The organism is Mesorhizobium sp. M1078 (genome assembly GCF_040318615.1).
Taxonomy (GTDB): Bacteria; Pseudomonadota; Alphaproteobacteria; order Rhizobiales; family Rhizobiaceae; genus Mesorhizobium.
Genome location: NZ_JAMYMP010000001.1, coordinates 375,774 through 393,093, shown reverse-complemented (window position 1 = coordinate 393,093; position 17,320 = coordinate 375,774). Strand labels below are relative to the sequence as shown.

General features: G+C 63.5%; 20 protein-coding genes. 7 read left to right on the top strand and 13 right to left on the bottom strand.

All coding sequences use genetic code 11. The annotated features are described in order from the left end of the window. Window positions 1–279: 279 nt before the first annotated feature. The gene (locus NKH38_RS02010; protein ID WP_023683264.1) at window positions 280–1,041 is read left to right on the top strand and encodes an SDR family oxidoreductase; all 762 of its coding nucleotides are present in this window, start codon (window positions 280–282) and stop codon (window positions 1,039–1,041) included. A 12-nt stretch (window positions 1,042–1,053) separates the two neighbouring features. On the opposite strand, the gene NKH38_RS02005 is transcribed toward NKH38_RS02010, so the two are convergent. Next, on the bottom strand, window positions 1,054–2,238 hold the full coding sequence (locus NKH38_RS02005) for a pyridoxal phosphate-dependent aminotransferase (RefSeq protein WP_023683265.1): 1,185 nt from the start codon (window positions 2,236–2,238) through the stop codon (window positions 1,054–1,056). Between the two features lie 83 nt (window positions 2,239–2,321). On the opposite strand from NKH38_RS02005, the gene NKH38_RS02000 reads away from it, so the two are divergent. Genes NKH38_RS02000 through denD form a run of 4 tightly spaced genes read left to right on the top strand, consistent with a single transcriptional unit; the run spans window position 2,322 to window position 5,255 of the window. Continuing rightward, window positions 2,322–3,008 (top strand): GNAT family N-acetyltransferase, encoded by a 687-nt coding sequence (locus NKH38_RS02000; protein ID WP_023683266.1) that lies wholly within the window; start codon window positions 2,322–2,324, stop codon window positions 3,006–3,008. A 15-nt stretch (window positions 3,009–3,023) separates the two neighbouring features. Next, a complete protein-coding gene (locus NKH38_RS01995) occupies window positions 3,024–3,995 on the top strand; it encodes a cation diffusion facilitator family transporter (protein WP_023683267.1) in 972 nt (323 codons plus the stop codon). Window positions 3,996–4,053: 58 nt separating this feature from the next. Then, window positions 4,054–4,260 carry a hypothetical protein gene (locus NKH38_RS01990; RefSeq protein WP_023686390.1) on the top strand — a complete coding sequence of 69 codons (207 nt, stop codon included), beginning with the start codon at window positions 4,054–4,056 and terminating at the stop codon, window positions 4,258–4,260. Window positions 4,261–4,271: 11 nt separating this feature from the next. Further along, window positions 4,272–5,255, top strand: a complete 984-nt coding sequence (gene denD / locus NKH38_RS01985) for a D-erythronate dehydrogenase (protein WP_023710956.1) — start codon at window positions 4,272–4,274, stop codon at window positions 5,253–5,255. A gap of 10 nt (window positions 5,256–5,265) precedes the next feature. On the opposite strand, the gene NKH38_RS01980 is transcribed toward denD, so the two are convergent. The 4 genes from NKH38_RS01980 to NKH38_RS01965 all read right to left on the bottom strand — a co-directional run bounded on the left by NKH38_RS01980 (window position 5,266) and on the right by NKH38_RS01965 (window position 9,291). After that, window positions 5,266–6,423, bottom strand: coding sequence for a nickel/cobalt transporter (locus NKH38_RS01980; RefSeq protein WP_502896582.1), 1,158 nt, complete (start codon window positions 6,421–6,423; stop codon window positions 5,266–5,268). Window positions 6,424–6,431: 8 nt separating this feature from the next. Beyond that, window positions 6,432–7,100: a DUF1007 family protein gene (locus NKH38_RS01975; protein ID WP_352758739.1), complete on the bottom strand. Its 669-nt coding sequence runs from the start codon at window positions 7,098–7,100 to the stop codon at window positions 6,432–6,434. An 89-nt stretch (window positions 7,101–7,189) separates the two neighbouring features. Beyond that, a complete protein-coding gene (locus NKH38_RS01970) occupies window positions 7,190–8,089 on the bottom strand; it encodes a LysR family transcriptional regulator (RefSeq protein WP_023671925.1) in 900 nt (299 codons plus the stop codon). A 2-nt stretch (window positions 8,090–8,091) separates the two neighbouring features. Continuing rightward, complete coding sequence (locus NKH38_RS01965; RefSeq protein WP_352758736.1) at window positions 8,092–9,291, bottom strand: amidase; 1,200 nt, start codon at window positions 9,289–9,291, stop codon at window positions 8,092–8,094. 541 nt (window positions 9,292–9,832) lie between these two features. Here NKH38_RS01965 and odc2 point away from each other — a divergent pair. Next, a complete protein-coding gene (odc2, locus tag NKH38_RS01960; RefSeq protein ID WP_023703997.1) occupies window positions 9,833–10,966 on the top strand; it encodes an ornithine/lysine decarboxylase in 1,134 nt (377 codons plus the stop codon). 144 nt (window positions 10,967–11,110) lie between these two features. Continuing rightward, window positions 11,111–11,653: a GNAT family N-acetyltransferase gene (locus NKH38_RS01955; RefSeq protein WP_023733464.1), complete on the top strand. Its 543-nt coding sequence runs from the start codon at window positions 11,111–11,113 to the stop codon at window positions 11,651–11,653. Window positions 11,654–11,722: 69 nt separating this feature from the next. Here the strand turns inward: NKH38_RS01955 and NKH38_RS01950 are convergent, their stop codons facing one another. From NKH38_RS01950 to flhA, 8 genes are all read right to left on the bottom strand, one after another. Further along, complete coding sequence (locus tag NKH38_RS01950) at window positions 11,723–12,007, bottom strand: SCP2 sterol-binding domain-containing protein (protein ID WP_023695725.1); 285 nt, start codon at window positions 12,005–12,007, stop codon at window positions 11,723–11,725. Between the two features lie 195 nt (window positions 12,008–12,202). Further along, a complete protein-coding gene (locus tag NKH38_RS01945; RefSeq protein WP_023683275.1) occupies window positions 12,203–12,751 on the bottom strand; it encodes a hypothetical protein in 549 nt (182 codons plus the stop codon). 28 nt (window positions 12,752–12,779) lie between these two features. Next, the gene (locus tag NKH38_RS01940; protein WP_352758731.1) at window positions 12,780–13,196 is read right to left on the bottom strand and encodes a hypothetical protein; all 417 of its coding nucleotides are present in this window, start codon (window positions 13,194–13,196) and stop codon (window positions 12,780–12,782) included. Window positions 13,197–13,209: 13 nt separating this feature from the next. Beyond that, on the bottom strand, window positions 13,210–13,782 hold the full coding sequence (locus NKH38_RS01935) for a rod-binding protein (RefSeq protein ID WP_023671918.1): 573 nt from the start codon (window positions 13,780–13,782) through the stop codon (window positions 13,210–13,212). Between the two features lie 89 nt (window positions 13,783–13,871). Next, complete coding sequence (locus NKH38_RS01930; protein WP_023691742.1) at window positions 13,872–14,006, bottom strand: hypothetical protein; 135 nt, start codon at window positions 14,004–14,006, stop codon at window positions 13,872–13,874. Between the two features lie 67 nt (window positions 14,007–14,073). Continuing rightward, complete coding sequence (locus NKH38_RS01925) at window positions 14,074–14,457, bottom strand: hypothetical protein (RefSeq protein ID WP_023691741.1); 384 nt, start codon at window positions 14,455–14,457, stop codon at window positions 14,074–14,076. Between the two features lies 1 nt (window position 14,458). Next, window positions 14,459–15,211, bottom strand: coding sequence for a flagellar biosynthetic protein FliR (gene fliR, locus NKH38_RS01920; RefSeq protein ID WP_023710960.1), 753 nt, complete (start codon window positions 15,209–15,211; stop codon window positions 14,459–14,461). After that, window positions 15,208–17,295, bottom strand: a complete 2,088-nt coding sequence (gene flhA, locus NKH38_RS01915; protein WP_023671908.1) for a flagellar biosynthesis protein FlhA — start codon at window positions 17,293–17,295, stop codon at window positions 15,208–15,210. Before flhA ends, fliR begins: the two co-directional genes overlap by 4 nt. Between the last annotated feature and the right edge of the window lie 25 nt (window positions 17,296–17,320).

Sequence of the window (17,320 nt, the reverse complement as noted above, 5' to 3'; positions counted from 1 at the left end):
ATGATTTTAGTTAGTCGGATCGGCTTTTCCTCCTCCCAAGCCCGGTTCAGATCAGGGGGCGGTCGCCAATGACCGCCCTTTTTGTCGGACCGATCACATAAAGCGCGTGGCGCTTCATGTTTTTGTCCGGATGCATGTCGTTCTCTCAGAACCGGGGCCACTTTTGAGCGACATGCATTAGTGTCCGGCTTGCCATGATCGCCCTCATTTGCGATGGGTCGGTGCATTCGGATGCACCCCGATCTGTGCCGGGGATGCGCGGCGCGCAGGAGCAAAATCATGACAGTCCTCACAGAGAAAACCGCCATCGTCACCGGCGCCGGCACCGGCATCGGCAAGAGCGTCGCCACGGCGCTGCTCAAGGCCGGCTGGAACACGGTGTTTTGCGGCCGCCGCAAAGCGGTGCTCGATGCCGCCATTACCGAGGCCGGGAAAACGGACGCCAAGGCGCTGGCGGTTGCCTGCGACATCAGCAAGGCCGGCGAAGTCGATGATCTGTTCGAGACGGTGGCCGCAGCCTTCGGCCGCGTCGACCTGCTCTTCAACAATGCCGGCATGAGCTACAAGTCGACGCCGATCGACGAGATCCCGGTCGAGGTCTGGAACGATATTGTCGGCGTCAATCTCACCGGATCGTTCCTGTGCGCCCGCGCCGCCTTCGGCGTCATGCGCAAGCAAAAGCCAATGGGCGGCCGCATCATCAACAATGGCTCGGTGTCGGCCTATGCGCCACGGCCGGGCTCGGTGCCCTACACCGCGACCAAGCACGCCATATCGGGGCTGACCAAGACGCTGGCGCTCGACGGCCGGCCCTATGACATCGCCTGCGGCCAGATCGACATAGGCAACGCGCTGACCGATATGGCGCATGCCATGACGGTCGGCGTGCCGCAGGCCAATGGCACCATCGCCGCCGAAGCGGTGATGGACGTCCAGCGCGTCGCCGACGCCGTCGTCCACATGGCCAGCCTGCCGCTCGATGCCAATGTGCTGTTCATGACGGTGATGGCGACCAAGATGCCGTTCGTGGGGCGTGGGTGAAGAGCCGAAGGCCTACCTCTTCAAAAACGACTCGATCCGCTCCAGCGCGCGCAAGATGTTCTCTTCGGAATTGGCGTAGGAGAGCCTGATGTAGCCTTCGCCGAGAATGCCGAAATCGGGGCCGCCGATCAGCGCCACGCCGGCCTCCTCGAGCAGTGCCGAGGCGAGCTTCTTGGCCTTCCAGCCGGTCTTCGAAACATTCGGGAAGGCATAGAATGCGCCCTTGGGCGTGATGCAGGAGACGCCGGGCAGCGCGTTCAGCCCCTCGACCACCATCTTCCTGCGGTTGTCGAAGGCGCACATCATCTTGTCGACATCGTCCTGCGGGCCGTCGATGGCGGCGATGCCGGCGAACTGGCTCGGCGCGTTGACGCAGGACCAGCAATTGACCGCCAGCTTGCGGACCTTGTCGTAGAGATGCCCGCCCTTGTCGCCATTCGGCCAGATCGACCAGCCCATGCGCCAGCCGGTCATCGCCCATGTCTTCGACCAGCCGTTGAGCACGATCAGCCGGTCGCGAATTTCCGGAAAATTGAGCAGCGAAAAATGCGTCTCGCCGTCATAGGTCATGACGTCGTAGATTTCGTCGGAGAGGATAGCGACCTGCGGATGCGCTTGCAGTCCCTTTACCAGCTTCTCGATCTCGGCGCGCGGCGTGACGCCGCCGGTCGGGTTGGCCGGTGAGTTGAGGATTAGCAGTCTGGTCTTCGACGTGATCAGCGCCAGCGTCTCTTCTGCCGAGAAGGCAAAGCCGTTCTCCTCGCGGATCGGCACCGGAATGGGCGCGGCGCCGGTGAACTCGATCATCGAGCGGTAGATCGGAAAGCCTGGGTCTGGATAGAGGATCTCGGCGCCGGGTTCGCCGAACATCAAGATGGCCGCGAACATGGTCGGCTTGCCGCCGGGCAGGATCATTACATTCTCGGGCGAGACTTCGACGCCGGTAGTGGTCAGCGTGCGCCGCACCACCGCTTCGCGCGTCGCCAGCAGGCCATTGGCCGGGGTGTAGCCATGGTGGCCGTCGCGCAGCGCCTTGATCGCGGCCTCGACAATGTGCTGCGGCGTTTTGAAGTCGGGCTGGCCGATGCCGAGGTTGACGATGTCGCGGCCCTGTTGAGCCAGTGCAGTCGCGCGCGCCAACACGGCAAAGGCGTTTTCCTCGCCGAGACGGTCGAAGGCCGAAATCGTGTGGAGCATTTTTCCCGTCCGTGTGGTTCTTGCTGTTAGGTCGCGTTTTTGTGAGCGTCTGCTCACAAAAGTCAAACGGATTGGAGTTTTGCGTGTCGGAAAATCTCAAAGATTGGCAAGCGCGTCCGCGGCCCGAGCGCAAGCCCATTGACGGCCGCTATGTCCGGCTCGAACCGCTGAGCGCCGAAAAGCACGGCGATGGGTTGTACGAGGCGTCGTCCGTGCCCGACATCGATGGACGCTTTGCCTGGCTGCCCGACTACCCGCCGCAAACCCGCGCCGATTTCCAGCCATGGCTGGACAAGGTCGAGGCGAGCGAGGACCCGCTGTTCTTCACCGTCATCGACAAGGCCAGCGGCAAGGTCGCCGGGCGACAGACGCTGATGCGCATCGATCCCACCTATGGCGTCATCGAGATCGGCAACATCTATTGGGGGCCGCTGATCTCGCGCAAGCCGGCAGCGACCGAGGCGCAGTTCCTGTTCATGAAGTATATTTTCGACGGGCTCGGCTATCGCCGCTACGAGTGGAAATGCAACAACCGCAACGAGCCGTCAAAGCGCGCGGCGGAACGGTTCGGCTTCAAGTTCGAGGGCATTTTCCGCCAGCATCTTGTGGTCAAGGGTGAAAACCGCGATACCGCATGGTACTCGATCATCGACAAGCAATGGCCGGCGCTGCGCAAAGCCTATGAGGCATGGCTCGATCCCGCCAATTTCGATGGCGAAGGCCGGCAGAAGCGGCGGCTCGAGGATTTCCGCGCCGAGTTCGGCGCGTAACAGGAGTTTTTTCCGATGGCGCACAGCCATGATCATGGTTCGCTTGCTGGGCATGGCGCCAGCCACCTGCATGGCTCGACCGACAAGAAGCGTGTGCTGATCGCAGCCTGCCTGACCGCCGGCTTCATGGTGGCCGAAGTGCTTGGCGGCCTTTTGACGGGATCACTGGCGCTGCTGGCCGACGCCGGCCACATGCTCGCCGACTCGATCGCGCTTGGCCTTGCCTGGTACGCCTTCCATCTTGGCGGACGGCCGGCGACAGTGCGCCTGACCTATGGTTTCGGCCGGGTCAAGACGCTGGTCGCCTACACCAACGGCATCGCCATCTTCGCCATTGCTTTGTGGATCGTCTACGAAGCCTGGGGCCGGCTGATGACGCCGGCGCCGGTGCTGGGCGGGCCGATGCTGGTGGTGGCGATCGCCGGCCTTCTGGTAAACTTCGCCTCGTTCTTCGTGCTGCATGGCGGCGACCACGACAGCCTCAACATGCGCGGCGCCATCCTGCATGTGCTGGGCGACCTGCTCGGTTCGGCGGCGGCGATCGTGGCGGCGCTGGTCATCCTGGCCACCGGCTGGACGCCGATCGACCCGATTCTGTCGGTGCTGGTCTCGGTGTTGATCCTGTCCACCGCATGGTCGCTGATGCGCGAAGCCGCCCACGTCCTTCTCGAAGGCGTACCGGCAAGCCTCGACCGCGACATCATCGCCAAGGACATTGCCGGCACCGTCAAGGGCGTGCGCGAAGTGCACCATATGCATGTCTGGTCGCTGGACGGCTCCAGCAACATGGCGACGCTGCATGCCTGCCTCAACGATGGCGTCGATCCGCACCAGGCGGTCAGCGCCATCAAGAAGCGGCTCGCCGCCGAACACGGCATCAGCCACGCGACGGTCGAACCGGAATTCGGCCAGTGCGCCGACAGCCATGACGAGCACGATCATGACCACGACCATGGTGCGCCACCGCATCACGGCCATTATCACTGACAGGGAATTTCATGGCATTGGCATCCGAGTTGACGAGTTCCCGCTGTGGCGGGACGGCATGATGGATCGCGACACGCGAAACGCGCTGATTGCCGCAGCCTGGATCATGCTGCTGTTCGGCATCGCGGCGTTCTATCTGCCGACCGTGATGCTGGCCGTCGGCAATGTCTCGACCGTACTTGCCGGCATCGTCGGCATCGCCTTCGTGCTGGCATTCTTTCTGGTGTTCTGGTTGCGGGGTCGCAGCCAGAACAAGGGCAAATAAGAGGCTTTGAAATGCGCATCCTGATTACTGGCGCCGCCGGCATGGTCGGCCGCAAACTTGTCGACCGGCTGGCCAAGGACGGCACGCTCAACGGCCGCAAGATCACCGGGCTCGACCTGCACGACATCGTGCCGCCGCAGGCGCCGGCGATGGACGGCGTCAGCATCGCCACGCATACCGGCGACCTTGCCGACGCCGGTGCTGCCGAGAGCCTGGTCGCCTCACGCCCCGACGTCATGTTCCATCTCGCCGGCATCGTGTCGGGTGAGGCGGAAGCCAATTTCGATCTCGGCTACCGCGTCAATCTCGACGGCACACGGGCGCTGTTCGACGCCGTGCGGCTGGCGGGCTTTTCGCCGCGTCTCGTCTTCACCTCGTCGATCGCGGTGTTCGGCGCGCCGTTCCCGGATGTCATCCCGGACGACTTTCATCCGACGCCGCTGACCTCCTACGGCACGCAGAAGCAGATGAGCGAAGCGCTGCTGGCCGACTATTCCAGGCGCGGCTTCTTCGACGGCATCGGCATAAGGCTGCCGACCATCTGCGTGCGGCCCGGCAAGCCGAACAAGGCGGCGTCAGGTTTCTTCTCCGGCATCATCCGCGAGCCGCTGAGCGGCCACGAGGCGATCCTGCCGGTGCCGCGCTCGGTGCTGCACACCCATGCCAGCCCGCGCTCTGCGGTCGGTTTCCTGATCCATGCCGCCGGGCTCGACGGTGCCGCTGTCGGGCCGCGCCGCAACCTCACCATGCCCGGCGTTGCCGTCACCGTCGGCGAGCAGATCGAGGCGCTGGAGCGCACTGCAGGCGCCGAGGTGGCGAGCCTGATCCGTGAGGAGCCCGACGAAACGATCTGGGCGATCGTCAAGGGTTGGCCGACGCGCTTCGAGGCGCGCCGTGCAAGGGACCTCGGCTTCAGCGCCGAAAACAGTTTCGATGAAATCATCCGCGCTCATATCGAGGATGAGCTGGGCGGAATGATCGCGGGTCAGGCCTGACCCGCCGAGGTCACACAGCTCCGGACAGGCTCGCCGACAACAGCAACAGCCCGAACAGGAAGACGAAGGCGGCGCCGCCGATTTCGACGACTGTGTGGATGCGGTTGCCCATGCGGCCGTCGCCGGCGAAATAGACCGCCCAGTTCTTGGCTGTCACCGCGATCGTCGCCAGCGCCGAGACTGTGATGGCGGTGCCGATCGACATCGCCAGCACCGAGAGCAGGCCGCCGAGCCACAGGCCGTTGAGCAGCGCGAAGCTGAGCACAATCAGCGCGCCGGAGCAGGGACGGATGCCGACGGCGGCTACTGCCGACCAGGCCGTGCGCCAGTCGAAGCGATCGCCCGACAGCAGCGCCGGATCGGGCGCATGCGAATGGCCGCATGTGTCGCAGACCTCGCCGGCTGGGTGATCGTGATGAGCGTGGTCGTGATGGGAATGATCGTGCGTGTCGTGGTCGTGCGCAGCGTGATCGTGATGATCATGCGAATGGTCGTGATGCACATGCAAGGCATGCGAATGCGCATGCGCCGCGTGGCTGTGAGCGGCATGCGAATGGCCGCCATGGGAATGACCGGCGTGGGCTGCCGACAGGCTGTAGGCGGGCGCCTTGCCGAACCAGCGCAGGACCGTAGGCCCGAGCTTGCGCCACAGCAGCCAGGCGCCGAACAAAGTGACGAAGACATAGCTCATGATCTCCATGAACCAGGCTGCGTCGGTCATCGAGATGGCGGTGCCGCGCAGGACGAAATAGGCAAGCAGCATCACCAGGATCGCGGTCAGGCCCTGCAGCAGCGCCGAGACGAAGGACAGCAGGATACCGCGCCTGAGCGCCACTTCATTGGCCACCATGTAGGACGAGATCACCGCCTTGCCGTGGCCGGGGCCGGCGGCGTGGAAAATGCCGTAGGCGAAGGACAGGCCGATCAGCAGCCACATCTTGCTGCCGTCCTCGCGCATTGCTTTCATCGCCGTGGCCAATGCGCGGTAGAATTCCTGCTGGCGCAGATTGATCCACATCAGGATGTGGGCGAACGGGCCGGTGGTGGGCGCCATGCCGTCATTGACACCGATGCCGAGTGAGCTCTGGGCATGGGCCTGCCCGAGAAAGTGCGTCATCAGCAGGGCAGCGGCCACGAGGCCGAATGCCAAACGCAGGGACGGTTTCATCACCGGATCTATCCTTCTGGCGGGCAATTCAGTTCGAGCTTGGTGGCGAAGATCTTGCTCATGTCGGTGCCTGTCGGGTCGTTGAAGAACGCGTCCGTCAGGGTCTTCTGGTTTTCCTTGATCGCCTCGTCTGGATCAGGCCGGATGACGCTCTTGGTGCAGTTCGAGGGCAGGCCTTCCACCGTGATGTTGCTATCCTCGGTGAAGTCGATCGCTGTGTAGAAGGTTGGATCGTAGACGCCGAAATCGATCTTGCCGGCGAGCTTGATCGGCACCTTGGGTTCGGATTCGAACAGGATGATCAACTGGTCGTTGTCGAAATTGGCCATCAGATGCGGTGGCGGCGTCATAGGCACGTCCTTGCCGTCGACGGTGACGAGCTGGAAATAGTTGAATTCGGCCAGCGAGGCATGAACTGTGTCGGCGACATCCTTCAGCTCCTTGTCGCCAAGCTTCAGGTCGGAGTTCTTGTCGAACTCCATCATCACCGTACTCGAAAACAGATCATCGAAACGCCAGAGGTGACGCAGCGCTTTCACACTTTGGTGATCCGGCGAGAGGATCACGTCGAGGCGGGCCTCGGCGAAGACATGAGGATGCGCGCCAGCCGCTCCGACGGAGGCAAAAGTCGTCGCCAGGGCCGAAGCCAGCATGATTGCGTGCCGTTTCAGATGCATTCTCGGTCGCTGTTCCATCGGCCTCGGAGAGATTTCGAGAGGTTACCAGAAACGGGGCGAAATTGGGACCGCGGCACGGCAGGACCGGCTCAAGCGCTCTCGCGGTTCTTGAACCATTGCACCAGGAAATCGACGAAGACACGGACCTTGGCCGGCAGATAGCGACGGTGCGGGTAGACGGCGAAAATGCCGCTGCCCGACTGGATGCGGTCGTCGAGCAAGGACACCAGCAGCCCGGATGCGAGGTCGGGCGCGGCGATGAAATCCGGCAGGATGGTGAAGCCCAGACCGGACACGGCGGCGGCTCGCGCGGCCATCGGGCTGTTGACCTCGATCGGACCCGATACGTTGACACTGACTGACTCCTCGCCATCGCCCCTGAAGCGCCAGTTGGCGAGCGAGCGGCCATTGGTGTCGACGATGCAGGGCAAGTTGGCGAGATCCTGCGGGCGCGTCGGTTTGCCGTGCTTGGCGATCAGCTCCGGCGAGGCGCAAAGCTTGATCGAAAACGGCCCCAGGCGGCGGGCGATCAGCGATGAGTTCTCCAGGCGCGAGATGCGCACGGCAAGATCGAAACCTTCCTCGACCAGATCGACAAAACGGTCGTCGAGATGGATGTCGAGCACGATGTCGGGATGCTGTTTGGCGAAGTCGATGAGCGACTGGCCTATCGGCGCGTCGGCGAAGGTGCGCGCCGCGGAGAGCTTGATCCTGCCGCGCACGTCGCCGGAGGATTCGCGCACGGCGTCGGCTAGGCTGTCGACCTCGCGCACGATTTCCGAAGCGCGGCTGTAATAGGTATGGCCGGCCTCGGTCAACGAGAACTGCCGCGTGGTGCGGTTGAGCAGCAGCGCGCCGAGTTCGTCCTCGAGTTCGCGCACATATTTCGACAGCAGCGCCTTGGAGCGACCGATCTTGCGCGCGGCCGCCGAAAAGCCTTCGGCCTCGACGACGTCGATGAAGGCGCGCATGCGGGTCAGTGTATCCATCATCAGGCCTTTCGTGCCGCATCGAGAATTCGCCGGCCGAGCCGTATCAGGGCAATGTCGCTGCCGGGAGGGCCGAGCAGCGAGAGGCCGAAAGGGGCACCGTCAACCGAGCCCAGCGGCAGGGTGATTTGCGGAAAGCCTGAAAGACCCGAAAGGCACAAAAGATGCAAGGCCCTTTCGCGGTAGGCCTGGAGCTGCTGCGGCTCGCTTTTGACCAGAGGTGCGGGGCCTGGAACGGTGGGCAGGACAAGAAACCCGTCCTGGCCGAGCAGCGCGGCTAGCTCGGAGCGGAACGTCAAGCGGCGCACCGCCTCGGCCCGCGCGGTCTTTTCGTCGATTGTCCGGCCGAAACCAAAGCGCTCCTCGACGCCCGGCCCGAGATCGCGCTCGCCCGAAATGATCCAGGCGCCATGCTGCTGCCAGGCCTCGGCGGCCTGGAGGCGGCGAAAGCACCAGTAGAGCTTGTCGGGGAAGGAGGCGAAGCTGTATTCCACCGGCGCCGGCTCGCCGACAAGGCCGGCCGCCAGCGCTCTCATCCTGGCGTATTCGGCTGCCTCGGCCGGGCCGGCGACGAAGGCGTCCAGCCAGCGGATCGACAGCGGCCGGTTGAGCGGATGCTGGTGCGGGTCGCGGCCAAGCAGCAATTTGCCGATCGTCTCATAGGTTTCGATGTCGTCGGCGAACCAGCCGAATGTGTCGAAGCTCGGCGCCAGCTTCATCGTGCCTTCGAGCGAAATGCGGCCATGCGTGGTGCGCAGCCCGATCAATCCGCAAAAGCTCGCCGGGGCGCGGATCGAGCCGCCGGTGTCGGAGCCGGTGGCGATGTCGGCAAACTTGCCGGCCACCGCCGCGGCCGATCCGGAGGACGAGCCGCCGGTGACGCGGTCGGGGGCAGCCGGGTTCACCGGAAACGGAAAATGCGCGTTCTGGCCCATCAGCGAGAAGGCGAACTCGTCGGTCTGCGTCTTGCCGATGAAGCGCGCGCCGGCGTCGAGAATCATCTGCACGGCCGGTGCCGTGCTGGACGCGGCGTGGGACTCGGCGAACTTCACCGGATTGCCGCAACCGGTGCGGTAGCCGGCGACGTCGTAAATGTCCTTCACAGCCAGGCGCAGCCCGGCCAGTGGCCCCAGTTCCGCATTGGCCACCGGCATTCGACGCAGGTCGAGAAGGGCGTTGAGCGGGCCGTGCGTGCCTGGCATCGTTCGATATCCGTATACAGTAGGCCCAGCATTGTTCGATGCCGGAAATTTTACAACCTGGAGTACGATTTTTATTGATTGTGAAATCTTTCGATCTTATATCGCGCTTGCCCAAAGTCGCACGTGCCTGTGGGTGTCCGCCGATCCTCGAATGGCGAGGGAAATCGGTAAGGTAACTGGAGCTAACCCCTCCAGTCGGTCTAGCGGCCAACCGCCAGCCCGAGGACACCTTGAAGCAACGACGGTGCGGGCCTTTCTGGTGTTCTGCCGGTCGTCCAAAGACCGGGGTTACTGAAGAGGCACACCTTCATTGCCGGCAGTGCGGACGGGTCTCCCATCCAAGCCAAGGCAGACAAAGCGAACCGAGGCCGGGCAAGGCCAAGGTTCACCGCCGCGAGACGGCGTTTCATGGTTCCGGGGTCTCCACCGGCTGGTTCCATGGATTTCCGTCCCGCCTTTGTTTGACCGCGTGTTCGCGAGGCCGAAAGCCCGCGTCCCGCAGCCTTATTGCGCGCCGCAAGGCGTTAATGGAGAGACCCCGATGGCCACTCAGCGCATCCTCGACTTCCTCGCCACCCGACGTCCGTCCGGCCCCTGCCTCGTCGTCGACCTCGATGTCGTGCGCGACAATTTCCGCGCCTTCGAAAAGGCGCTGCCCGATTCCCGGATCTACTATGCGGTGAAAGCAAACCCGGCGCAGGAAATCCTGCGCCTGCTTGCTGCGATGGGCTCGTCCTTCGACACCGCTTCCGTTGCCGAAGTCGAGATGGCGATGGATGCCGGTGCGCCGGCGGACCGCATCTCCTTCGGCAACACCATCAAGAAGGAGCGTGATATTGCACGCGCCTACCAGCTCGGCATCCGGTTGTTCGCCGTCGACTGCGTCGAGGAAGTCGACAAGATCGCCCGCGTCGCTCCCGGCGCCCGCGTGTTCTGCCGCGTGCTGACCGACGGCGAAGGCGCCGAGTGGCCGCTGTCGCGCAAGTTCGGCTGCGTGCCGGCGATGGCCGTCGACGTGCTGCGCCATGCCAGGACGCTCGGCCTCGACGCCTATGGCGTGTCGTTCCATGTCGGCTCGCAGCAGACCGACCTGACGGCGTGGGACCGTGCGCTGGCCGACGCCAAGAAGGTGTTCGCCACGCTCGCCGACGAAGGCATCGTCCTCAAGATGGTCAATATGGGCGGCGGTTTCCCAACGCGCTACCTCAGGGACGTGCCGGCGGCCCAGGCTTACGGCCAGGCGATCTTTTCGGCGCTGCGCAAGCATTTCGGCAATGCCATCCCGGAGACCATCATCGAGCCGGGCCGCGGCATGGTCGGCAATGCCGGCGTCATCAAGTCGGAAGTCGTGCTGATCTCGAAGAAGGCCGAAAACGACAATGTGCGCTGGGTGTTCCTCGACATCGGCAAGTTCGGCGGTCTGGCCGAGACGATGGACGAGGCGATCCGCTATCCGATCGTCACCCGCCATGACGGTTCGGAGACCGCACCTTGCGTGCTCGCCGGCCCGACCTGCGATTCGGCCGACGTGATGTACGAGAAGACGCCGTATCCGCTGCCTCTGTCGCTGACCATCGGCGACGATGTGCTGATCGAAGGCACCGGCGCCTACACGACCACCTACTCGGCGGTCGCCTTCAACGGCTTCGAGCCTCTCCGATCCTACGTGATCTGACGGCTTCGGCCTTCAGATCACCCCAGGCGGACGTTTGCGTCCGCCCGGGTTCGCCTGTGGAACAAGCTCCGCTCGTGAAGGATCGCGGAAATGGACATTGTAAATTACATTGACGGCATTGGATTCTCCCCCCTTGAGCGGGAGATGGCCGGCGCCATTCCCATCGTCGCCGAAACTGCGGCAGACATTGCATCGCGTGAAGCGTTGCTCGATCGCGCCATGGGGCCGATGCGGCGCAAGAAATCGTCGGAGAAGCTGCGGCGTGGCCGCCGGCCTTCCGAAGGTCTCGCTTTTGTCGTGCGGGATGCCGCCGGCGCGGTTGCCGGCACGGTGCGGCTGTGGGACGTACGTCTGGGCGAGGGCGGCCCGGGAGCACTTCTGCTCGGACCGCTCGCCGTCGATCCGGCGCTGAAGAACGCCGGCATCGGCTCGGCGCTGATGCGCCATGCTTTGGCCGAGGCCGCGCGTCTCGGCCATGCCGCGGTGCTGCTGGTCGGCGATGCGCCTTATTACGGTCGCTTCGGCTTTTCGGCGGAGAAGACCGGCGCGCTAGCCATGCCTGGTCCGTACGAGCGGCACCGCCTGCTCGCGCTGGAACTGATCGATGGTGCGCTCGACGGCGCGCATGGCACGCTGAAGGCTGCAGGTCGCAAGCTCAAGACACAGAGGCTCTCGCTGGCCGCCTGATTGGTCAAAAACAAACGCCGCCGGTCCTTTGCATTTCAGCGAGGGCGGCGTTTTGTTTTTGCGAAGGGCTCAGCCGATCAGCTGGCTGAGCGCCATGGCGACCGACATATCGCCTTCGACCTTTATCTTGCCGGACATGAACGCCATGGTCGGATTGAGGTCGCCGGCGATCAGCGAATCCAGATCGTCGAGCGACAGCTTGATGGTGCAGTCGGTCGGCGCATCGGTGTTTGAGACGGTTGCGCCGTCGATGACGATGACGCCGTTGCTGCCGGTATCGAACTTCACGGAATGTTCGAACCCGGCGCTCGCCACGCGCGACCTCATCTTCTCGGCAATGTCCTGAACGCTCATGACTGTTCTCCTGGTCTCGTTGCGTTTTGCCGCGCTTCAGTGACCGGCCTCCGCCGAAGTCGCTGTCTCGCGCGTACCGCGATCCTGGTCGCTTGGCGCATATAGCTTCGAGTTGACGTAAACGTCAACGCGCGATGCGTCATCTCGTTTCAGTCGGAAGGAATGCGGCAGAGAACATTCACCCTGCGACGAAGGTTAGTGTTCAGCAGCGGGCTTCGCCGCCTCGGCCTGGGCCGATTCCGCCGGGGCCGGTTCGGTCGGCGTGGCCGGATCCTTGCGGCGGCGCATGGCGTTGTCGCGGATTTCGTCCTTGGTCAGGAAGTTGACCTGGTCGATCAGCACTTCATGCACCAGGTCGGCGCCGACGCGAGCGTTGACGGTGTCGCGTATGGCCTTGCGGAAGGCATCGAGATCGATGGTTTCCTTCTTGGTGAAGTCGATCTGAGGATTGGAGTAGAGATAGGAATAGACCTGATCGGTCATCAGCGCTTCGGCCGGGATCGACATCTTCTTTATCTCGGCCGGCTCGACCGTGTAGACGAGCTTGGTGAGGAAATAGCCGTCGATCTTGGAATCGCGGATCAGCGGCACCGAGATGATGTCGGTCTTGACGTAGTCGAGGCCACCCAGCATCGGTTTCGGCGTCTCGCCGACGCCGCGCTCACCGGCCGCCTGGAACGAATAGAACACCGCGCCAAGCGTGGCGGCGCAGATCCAGATCGCGGCGGCGATGAATTTGATCACCGGTTGTTCCCGCCTGTTGCCGAGATCATCAGCTCGCCCAACCGAATTCGCCGGCCGAGTATGTGCCGTCGGCTTCGGCGCGCTGAATGGCGTTCTTCAACAGCGTGGCGACTTCGTTGACCGCGTTGAGGTGGGCGAGGATTGCAGCCTCGTTTTTCGCGAGCTTCTGGCGCAGCCGCGCCAGACTGTCGCGATGCTGTTCCAGGAATTCGATCTCGTTGGCGCCCTTCATGGCGCGGGTCAGCTCATAGAGGTAGCGGCTCTTGCGGGCGTTGGAGGCCTTGAGGTCATAGCTGGTGTCGTTCTTCAAACCGGCCGTCTCTTCCTCGACCGCTTCCTCGATGCGGCCGATGATGGCGGCAAGGTTGCCCGGCCGTGCAAACGGGATCGGCGCTTCGGACGTACGCGCCTGCAGGTTGGAAGAGTATTTTGAAAAATCGGCCATTGAAAATCCTGGTCTAGATCTTGATTTCGGTTTTGATGGTCGTCTCGTCGCCGGTCATCGACCGTGCGGCCTTGCGCTGCAATTCCTCGACCAGCGAGGTGGACAGCCGGGTCTGCTGGTCGATCTCGGTCTTGTGCGGCCCGGTTGACACCGGGCCGATCGGCACGGTGCGCTTGCCGTCCTTGTAGTGGTCGGCGAGCAGCGATTTGGCGATGCCGATCCCTCCGCGCTCGGCCATGACGTCGGCGACACGCTCGGCAAGCTGCGATTTCCACATGTCGCCGGCCAGCCCCTTGCCGTAGACGCCCTCTGTGTCCTTGGGCAGCATGTTCTGGATGAAGGTCTGCAAGACCATCGCCTCGAACTTCTTGAACTTGCTGGCGGGATCGGCATTTGCGGCGGCCTTGTCGGCGGTGGCGCGCGACAGGATCGAGCCGGCATCGACCGAAGCAGCCATGTCGACAGAAAAATTACCGCCAACGCCGTTGGCCCGCTTGGCCAGCGCGGCACGGGCAGCCTCGATATCCGCCGGGTCGACGGCTCGGGCAACATCGAGAACGATGTCGCTGGGTGGAGAAATCGCCAAGAAAGTCCGCCTCTTTGCCGGGTTTCCTGAGCGACCATGCCGCAGCAAGCTTGTGGCAGGCTTGCCGGCTCGAAATCCTTCGCCGGATGCTAGGCCATTGCTATCAGCAGCGGCAACTCCGGCTGGGTCGATGCGATCTGGTCGTTTGCGGTGGGCGCTGCCGGCGTCGCCATGGTCAGATCGTAGGTGGCGTAGGCGCAGAGGCCGAACACGGCGCCGTACACCCAACACAGCCCGCCGCACGGAACGAAACCGAACGCCGTCCGCAGGTGACCCGGCTCTAACTTCCGATTATTCCTGCCCTCGCCTCTGCGCGATCAGATCGAGCCGGTCGCGGTCGGAGCGTTCGCGTTCGTCCTGTCGGCGCACGTCCTTGTAGGCGCGCTCGACCATGTTGGTGCGCGCCGTCGCAGTGGCGATGAGCGTGACCTCCTGCCTGGCGCCTTCCAGGCTCGCTTCCTGCCGGACCAGCGCATTGGCGATGCGGCGATGGTAGAGGTCAGGGAACAGCACCGCCATCGACTGGTCGGCGTCGAAATGCTGGACAAGTTCCCTGGCCTCGGTTTCGGCGGTTGCCGCTGCCGCCAGGAAGGCCGCATGGCGCGTCTCGTGCAGGGCCTTCAGCTGCTCCTGCACCTTGACCAGTTTCTTCAGCCGTTCCTTGCGCGTGCTCATCTCACCTCGCCAGCGTCAGATCGACAAAGCCGTCGACGAACAGCGACAGCATGGTGCCGATGGCGAAGTAGAAGATGATCATGCCGCCGGCGATGACGAAAGGCAGTGAGATGAAGTAGACCGGAATCTGCGGCGTCAGCTTGTTGACGAAGCCGATCGTCAAATTGACCAGGATGGCATAGGCGATGAACGGGCTGCCGAGCCGGATGACCAGGAAGAAGGCGTCCGACACCGTGTCGGTGAGATCGACCAGGGCGGCCTGCGGATTGAAGAAGACGTTGACCGGCGCCACCGTGTAGGAGGCGACCAGAGCGCGGATGATCTCGTGGTCGAAATCGAAGACGAAGAGCAGCAGCAACGCTGAAAACGAGATGATGGCGGCGAGGGCCGCCTGCGGCTCTGGCTCCTCGATGGCGGGGCCGCCGGTGCCGCCATAGCCGATCAGCATGGCGATGGCCGAACCCATGAAGCGCAGCGCCTCCATGTAGAGCCTCGTCATCGCGCCGATCAGCCCGCCGACCAAAAGTTCGGAGATGATCATCGGCGCCAGCACCTGCGGACGCGCATCGACGAAGGGAAAGATCTTGTCCCACAGGAAGGCGAGCAGGCCACCGGTGGCGGCGATCGACACGAACAGCCGGACCTGGACCGGCACGCGGGCGCTGGACAGGCCCGGCATCAGCATGAAGCAGGCGCCGATGCGACAGAAGGCGAGGAAGGCGGCGATGACGAGGCCTTGCGACAGTATGTTCACGAGATCGTCCCGAGCACCTTGATCTCGACGCCCTTGGCGATTTCGACATGGGAGAGAACGGGAAGCGTCGTGAACAGGCGCTCGATGATCATGCGCACATAGGGGCGAGCATCGGGCGCGGTGACGAGGACAAAACGCTCGCCGGCCTCGAGATGCTTGCGGATCGCCTTGGTCGCGTCCTGGCCGAATTCCTCCAGCTGGCGCGGGTCGATGTCGAATTCGCGCACCTCGCCCTTGGCGTCGCGCTTGAGGCTCTGGTGGAAGGCGAGGTCCCAGCGGTTGCCGAGGCGCAGCACCTTGAGCATGCCGCCCTCGGAGAGATCGCCGCAGATCTGCTGGGCCATGCGGATGCGGACATGCTCGACGATCTGCTCGGTGCGGCGCACATGCGGCGCGATCTCGGCGATAGCTTCGATGATCAAATGCAGGTTGCGGATCGATACGCGTTCGGCCAGCAGCAATTTGAGCACCGCCTGCAGGCCGGGATAGGAGATGTGCGAGGTGCAGATCTCGTCGGCGAGCTTGCGGTATTCCGGATCCTGGCGCTCGAGCAGCGCCTTCATGTCCTTGTAGGACAGAAGCTGCGGCAGGTTGTTGCGGATCACCTCGGACAAATGGGTGAGCAGCACCGACATGTTGTCGGCAAAGGTATAGTTCTCGCGCTTCAGATCCTCGGCGAAGGTTTCGAGCACCGAGAAGGCGCGCATGCCGAAGGCCGGCTCGCGGATTTCCTCGCCGGGAACGTCGGGCAAATCCCGGTTGCCGAGCAGCACCATGATCTCGCCGACGCGCATCTGGTATTCGGCGACGACGGTGCCGTGGACCTTGATCTGATAGCTTTTCGGCGGGATGCCGAAATCGTCGGCGACGCGCACTTCCGGCACGACGAAGCCATATTGCGTGGCAAATTTCTTGCGCATCTTGGCCATGCGGAACACCAGTTCCTGATGCGACACCAGCAGCCGCGTCGACAGCTGTTTGCCGATCAGAAGCTCGATCTCGGCGGTGGTCAGCGAAGCCTTGACCGAGTTCTTCTCTTCCTCGACCTTGTTCGCCTTCTCCAGATCCTTGATCGCTTCGGCGGCGGCAGCCTCGCGGTTGGCGCGCATCGGGATGACGTAGCCAAGGCCGGCCATGCCGGCGGCTAGCGTGAAGAACGGGAAGAACGGCAGGCCGGGCATCAGGCCGAGCAGGACGAGCAGCGAGGCCGCGACATAGAGCGCGCGCGGATGCGCACCGAGCTGGCCGAACACCGCCTGGTTGGTCGAGCCGCGCGTGCCGCCCTTGGACACAAGCAGGCCGGCGGCGAGCGAAACGATAAGCGCCGGGATCTGGGTGACGAGGCCGTCGCCGACCGACAGTTTGATGAAGACATCGGCGGCTTCGCCCATGCCCATGCCGTGCCTGATGTAGCCGATGGCGATGCCGCCGACGATGTTGATGGCGGTGATGATGAGGCCGGCAATGGCGTCGCCGCGGACGAATTTCGAGGCGCCGTCCATCGAGCCGAAGAAGGAGGATTCCTCTTCCAACTCGCGGCGGCGCAGTTGCGCTGTCTTGTCGTCGATCATGCCGGCGGACAGGTCGGCGTCGATCGACATCTGCTTGCCGGGGATGGCGTCGAGGGTGAAGCGGGCGCCGACTTCGGCAATACGGGTGGCGCCCTTGGTGATGACGATGAAGTTGACCACAATCAGGATCATGAAGACGATCAGGCCGATGACGAAATCGCTGGCCATCACAAGTTTGGAGAAGCCGGCGATGACATAGCCGGCGGCGTGCGTGCCCTCATTGCCGTGCGACAGGATCATGCGCGTGGTGGCGATGTTGAGCGATAGCCGTAGCATGGTGGCGATCAGCAGCACGGTCGGGAAGGACGAGAAATCGAGCGGCCGCTGGATCCACAGCGCCACCATCAGGATCAGCACCGACAGTGCGATCGAGAAGGCGAGGCCGATGTCGATGAGGAAGGCCGGGATCGGCAGGAATAGCACGGCCAGGATGATGACGATGCCGATGGCGAAGAAGACATCGCGGCCGTTCTTGGCCACTGTTCCTGTCGCTAAGCTTTCGCTGACCGCCATGTCGTCCCCAATCACAAGCCTGCCG